The following is a 6138-nucleotide window of genomic DNA, read 5'->3' as shown; positions in this document are numbered from 1 at the left end:
GCAGGGTGCCGGCGCCACCGGGGCGCCGCGGTGGCGACCGCCGGCACCGGCCGGGTGGTGCCAGCTGCGCTCCTCGATGCTCGCCCCGCCGGGACGTTCCGTGTCCCGGACCGGCGGAAACGCCGCTGGTGATCAGCGCTCGATCACCAGAACAGGCTGCGGGCGATCAGGAGCACGGCGCTGAAGGCGGTGACACCCAGGAGAGCGCGGCGGAGGAGACCGGCGTCCACCACCCGCCGCAGGGGACCGGACAGGGCGAAGCCCGCGAGGAGGAAGGGCAGCAACGTGGCGGAGGCGACGAGCTCCGTGGTGCCGACCTGACCGCCGACGGCGAGCGCCAGGACGGACAAGGTCGAGCCGAGGCAGAAGTACGCGCCCATCGTCGCCCGCACTCGCGGACCCTTGTCCCGTTGGTACAGCAACGCCACCGGGGGACCGCCGATCGAGGAGGCCGTACCGAAGACGCCGCCCGCCGTACCCGCCACGAGCAGCGCCGGCCGAGTGGGGCTGGGACGCCAGGAGAGAACCGAGAGGACGACGCACACCAGGACGGACACGCCCACCACCACGGAGAACTCGCGCTGCGGCAGCCAGACGACGGCCCCGACGCCGACCGCGGTCCCCGCGGCCCGTCCAACCATCGCCCACCCCACACCGGACCAGTCGGTGGAGCGGTGCTCGCGGGCGAGGGTCATGGCCGCGTGCAGCGTTCCCACCACGAGGAGGGGAACCGGCACCAGCTCGGGCGCGATCATGATCAGGAACGGCGCGGCCAACAGGTTCATCCCGAGCCCGACCGATCCCTGGATGGTCGCCCCGACCATGACGATCAGACCTGCCACGAGCAGGGCGGCCAGCGACATCGTTCCTCCCGATCCCAGGTGAAGCGTGTTCCCGCCAGCCGGGTGCCGGCGTCGTCCACGCCACCCAAGGTTCCGCTTCGTGGAAGGCTGCTTCCGTCACGTGACCGCCTGCGGGCCGGCGCAACCCTAACGTGTGGTCTCCGGTGGGAACAGCCCACCCGACCGGGATCGGGCGCGCTCCCGATCCCGCGTCCCCCCAGGACCCGGCACCGCCTCCTCGCCCGGCTGACCCCAGCGGCGGACGTCGCGGGCCCCGGCCGGCCCCGGCCCGGGAGCGAACACCTCGGTGACCAGCGCCAAGGGTGTCCAGCGGGAGCGCGGCGCCCCGGCCTGACGGGAGGGGGCCCTGAGATCGGGGCCGGTGCGACGGGCACCGTCCGGCCGCCCTGCTCGGGCGGTGGGTGTGGTGGAGGACACCGCGTCACCGGTCACCCTGGCGCGTCCCGCGGCGGGCCACCAGGACGTTGACCTTGGTTCTCCGGGCTGGCTACGCTTTTTCGGCTCGTCGGAGGCTCACGCACGGACTCGTGGAGGCAGCGATGGCCAGACGACCGACCTCACTCCTGGCGCTCGGACTCAGCCTCGTGCTGCTCGCCGGTGCCGCGGTCACCGCGACCGCCTCATCCGACCCCACCGGCCGCGCCGCCCTCGCCGCCGACCTCGACCGCATCCTCGACGATCCCCGGCTCGCGGGAGCGCGGACCGCCGTGGTGGTGCGGTCGGCGGAGACCGGGGACACCCTCTACGACCGCAACGGTTCCGACCTGCTGCTCCCCGCCTCCAACGGCAAGCTGCTCACCGCGGCGGCCGCGCTGTCGGCGCTCGGCCCCGACCACCGCTTCACCACCAGCCTGCGCGCCGCGTCCCCGCCCCGTGGGGGTGCCCTCCCGGGCGACCTCCACCTCCGGGGCACCGGAGACCCGACGATGCTGGCCGAGGACTACGCGGAACTGGCCCAGCAGCTGGTCGAGGCCGGGGTGCGGGTCGTGCGGGGTGATCTCGTGGCCGACGACACCTGGTTCGACGAGGTTCCGCTGGGGGTCGGCTGGTCCTGGGACGACGAACCGTACTACTACTCCGCCCAGATCTCCGCGCTCACCGTCTCACCGGACACCGACTACGACTCCGGGACGGTCGTCGTGCGCACCGTGCCGGGAGACCACCCCGGCGACCCGACGACGGTGGAGGTGGTGCCCCCGACCGACCACGTCCGGCTCGTCAACCAGTCGACGACGGCGACGGCGGAGGAGGCCAGCGGCGTCGCGGTCGAACGGCGGCGGGGCGGCAACGACATCGTCGTGCGAGGCTCCCTGGCCGCGGGTTCCGGGCCGGTGGAGCGGTACAGCACCGTCGACGACCCCACCGGGTACGCGGTGGATGTGCTCCACGCCGCTCTCGACGACGCGGGGATCAGGGTGAACGGCGAGATCCGCCGCGGCGCGACCCCGGAGGGCACCGTCGAACTCGCCATCCGCGAGTCGATGCCGCTGCGGGACCTGCTGGTGCCCTTCATGAAGCTGAGCAACAACGGCCACGCCGAGATACTCGTGAAGACGTTGGGCGCCGAGCTGCGGGGTTCCGGAACCTGGGCTGCCGGCATCGAGGTGCTCACCGAGGAACTGGCCGAGCTGGGGCTGCCCGCCGGCGGCTACCGGATGGTGGACGGTTCCGGGCTGTCCCGGATGGACATGGTGACCGCGGGTCAGCTCGCCGACCTCCTGCTCCAGGTGCGCGAGGAGCCCTGGTTCGAGGTGTTCCAGGAGTCGCTGCCGATCGCCGGCGACCCCGACCGACTGGTCGGCGGCACGCTGCGGTCACGGATGGCGGGCACCGTGGCGGAGGGCAACGTGCTGGCCAAGACCGGTTCCCTGACCGGGGTGACGGGACTGTCGGGGTACGTCACCGCCACCGACGGCCAACCGCTGGTGTTCTCGATGCTGTCGAACAACTACCTCTCGCCCAGCCCTCGCGACGTCGAGGACGCCGTCGCGGTGCGGCTGGCGGAGTACCGGGGTGCCGAGGACCGGCCGCTGCCCGACGCGCGTGCCACCGACGGTCCGGTGTGGCCCGCCGACGACCCCGCCACCGCCGTCGACGAGTCGGAGCTCGAGTGCTCCTGGGTACCGGCCGGTTGCTGACGTCCCGGGAGCGGAGCACCAGCACCCGGCCACCGCCCCGGCCGCGTCGCTCCGGGTCCCGAAGACGAGAACGGCGCGGTGACCGCCCGGGTTCGGGGGTCACCGCGCCGCCGCGCTCGGCGCGCCGGGATCAGCCGCGCACCATCTTCCGCAGCACGTACTGCATGATGCCGCCGTTGCGGTAGTAGTCCGCCTCACCCGGGGTGTCGATCCGGACCACCGCGTCGAACTCGACCCGCTGCCCGTCCTCCCCGGTGGCGGTCACCCGGACGGTGTTGGGCGTCGAACCGTCGTTCAGCGCGGTGACCCCGCTGATGTCGAAGGTCTCGACGCCGGACAGGCCGAGGGACTCCGCGCTCTCGCCCTCCGGGAACTGGAGCGGGAGCACCCCCATCCCGATCAGGTTGGACCGGTGGATGCGCTCGAAGGACTCGGCGATGACCGCGCGGACGCCCAGCAGCGACGTCCCCTTGGCCGCCCAGTCCCGGGAGGACCCGGAGCCGTACTCCTTGCCGGCCAGGATGACCAGCGGCACGCCAGCCTCGGCGTAGGCCACGGAGGCGTCGTAGATCGTGGTCTGCTCGCCGCCGGCCAGGAAGTTCCTCGTGAAGCCGCCCTGGACGCCGTCGAGGAGGAGGTTTCGCAGCCGGATGTTGGCGAAGGTCCCTCGGATCATCACCTCGTGGTTGCCGCGACGGGAACCGTAGGAGTTGAAGTCCTTGCGCTCGACACCGTGCTCCCGCAGGTACCGACCGGCGGGGGAGTCGGCCTTGATGGCACCGGCCGGTGAGATGTGGTCGGTGGTCACCGAGTCGCCGAGCCGGGCCAGCACGCGGGCGCCGGCGATGTCGGTCACGGCCTCCGGCTCCATGCCCATGCCCTCGAAGTACGGGGGGCGGCGGACGTAGGTGGAGTCGGCGTCCCACTCGAAGGTCTTGCCCTCGGGGGTGGGCAGGGAACGCCAGCGGTCGTCACCGGCGAACACATCGGAGTAGCCCTCGCTGAAGCCCTCCGCCGAGATCGCCGAACCGATGACCTCCTGGACCTCCTGCGGCGAGGGCCAGATGTCCGAGAGGTACACCGGCTCGCCGTCCTGGTCGGTGCCCAGCGGTTCGGTGGTCAGGTCGAGGTCCATCGAACCGGCCAGTGCGTACGCCACCACCAGCGGCGGGCTGGCCAGGTAGTTCATCTTGACGTCGGGGTTGATCCGGCCCTCGAAGTTGCGGTTGCCCGAGAGGACGGAGACCACGGCGAGGTCGGCGTCGTTCACCGCCGCCGAGATCTCCTCCTGGAGCGGGCCGGAGTTGCCGATGCAGGTGGTGCAGCCGTAACCGACCAGGTTGAAGCCCAGCTTCTCCAGGTAGGGCAGCAGGCCCGCCCGCTCGTAGTAGTCCATGACCACCTTGGAGCCGGGGGCGAGGGTCGTCTTCACCCACGGCTTGGAGGACAGGCCCCGCTCGACGGCCTTCTTGGCCAGCAGCGCCGCCCCGATCATCACCGAGGGGTTCGAGGTGTTGGTGCAGGAGGTGATCGCGGCGATCGCCACGGCCCCGTGGTCGAGCTCGAAGGTGCCGGCCTCGGTGGTGACCCGGGTCGGTCGGCTGGGGCGACCGTCGGCGCCGTTCGCCGCCGACAGGACGGTCCGGGGCTTGCCGGCCTCGTCGTCGTCGTGCGCGTAGGTGGGCGAGTCGCTGGCCGGGAAGGACTCCTCCACGGCCTCGTCCACCACGGACTCACCGGGGCTGACGTACTCGCCGATGGTGTTGCGGAACGCCTGCTTGGCCGCGGCCAGTTCGATCCGGTCCTGGGGGCGCTTCGGGCCTGCGATGGAGGGCACGACGGTGCCCAGGTCCAGCTCCAGGGTCTCGGAGTACCGGGGCTCCGCGTCGGGGTCGTGCCAGAGCCCCTGCTCCTTGGCGTAGGCCTCGACGAGCGCGACCTGCTCCGAGGACCGGCCGGTCAGCTTGAGGTAGTCGATCGTCTCGCCGTCGATGGGGAAGATGGCGCACGTCGACCCGAACTCGGGGCTCATGTTCCCGATGGTCGCCCGGTTCGCGAGCGGCACCGCGCCCACACCCGACCCGTAGAACTCGACGAACTTCCCGACGACACCGTGCTGCCGCAGCATCTCGGTGATCGTCAGCACCAGGTCCGTCGCGGTCGTGCCCGAGGGCAGCTCGCCGTGCAGCTTGAACCCCACGACCCGGGGGATCAGCATCGAGACCGGCTGGCCGAGCATCGCGGCCTCGGCCTCGATCCCGCCGACACCCCAACCCAGCACGCCGATGCCGTTCACCATGGTGGTGTGGCTGTCGGTGCCCACCAGGGTGTCCGGGTAGGCCTGTCCGTTGCGGGTCATCACGACCCGTGCCAGGTGCTCGATGTTCACCTGGTGCACGATGCCGGTCCCCGGCGGGACCACCTTGAACTCGTCGAACGCGCTCTGGCCCCAACGCAGGAACTGGTAGCGCTCGCGGTTGCGCTGGTACTCCAGGTCCACGTTGCGCTCGAAGGCGTCCGGGCTGCCGAAGATGTCCGCGATCACCGAGTGGTCGATCACCAACTCGGCCGGGGCCAGCGGGTTGACCTTGCTGGGGTCACCGCCGAGCTGGGCGACGGCCTCCCGCATGGTGGCCAGGTCCACCACGCAGGGGACACCGGTGAAGTCCTGCATGATCACCCGTGCCGGGGTGAACTGGATCTCGGTCGACGGGTCGGCCTTGGGGTCCCAGTTCACCAGTGCCCGCACGTGGTCGGCCGTGATGTTCTGGCCGTCCTCGGTGCGGAGCAGGTTCTCCAGCAGGATCTTCAGGCTGAACGGGAGTCGGTCGGCTCCGGGCAGCGCGCTCAGTCGGAACACCTCGTGGGAGGCGTCGCCGACGGTGAGCGTGCCGCGCGCGCCGAAGCTGTCCTGGCTCGCAGGTGCGGTCACGTCAAAACTCCATCTCGCGACGGTGCAAGGTCAGTTCGGGAGACGGGTCAAGTCTGGCCCAGCCGGTTCTGCCGTGCCGATCGACCTCGCCGCAGCAAAAACAGTACGCTTGTCCTTTTTTGCTTTTCAAGTCGGGGTGTGGTTTCGGAGCCCACGTCCCACCACGTTCACGACGCCGCCGCGCCCGGTCGCGGAACGACCGGGC

General features: G+C 71.3%; 3 protein-coding genes. 1 reads left to right on the top strand and 2 read right to left on the bottom strand.

Annotation, left to right across the window (positions count from 1 at the left end; all coding sequences use genetic code 11):
• Positions 1-143: 143 nt before the first annotated feature.
• Positions 144-863, bottom strand: coding sequence for a sulfite exporter TauE/SafE family protein (locus ACTIDRAF_RS0217470; protein ID WP_016700015.1), 720 nt, complete (start codon positions 861-863; stop codon positions 144-146).
• Between the two features lie 539 nt (positions 864-1402).
• Between ACTIDRAF_RS0217470 and dacB the strand changes: the two genes are divergently transcribed.
• Positions 1403-3001, top strand: a complete 1599-nt coding sequence (gene dacB, locus ACTIDRAF_RS0217465; protein WP_016700014.1) for a D-alanyl-D-alanine carboxypeptidase/D-alanyl-D-alanine endopeptidase — start codon at positions 1403-1405, stop codon at positions 2999-3001.
• Positions 3002-3131: 130 nt separating this feature from the next.
• Here the strand turns inward: dacB and ACTIDRAF_RS0217460 are convergent, their stop codons facing one another.
• On the bottom strand, positions 3132-5933 hold the full coding sequence (locus ACTIDRAF_RS0217460; protein WP_016700013.1) for an aconitate hydratase: 2802 nt from the start codon (positions 5931-5933) through the stop codon (positions 3132-3134).
• Positions 5934-6138: the final 205 nt, after the last annotated feature.

It is taken from the genome of Actinoalloteichus spitiensis RMV-1378, from assembly GCF_000239155.1.
GTDB lineage: Bacteria > Actinomycetota > Actinomycetes > Mycobacteriales > Pseudonocardiaceae > Actinoalloteichus_B > Actinoalloteichus_B spitiensis.
The sequence above is the reverse complement of the archived record's forward strand: the minus strand, read 5'-3'. Positions and strand labels throughout refer to the sequence as shown.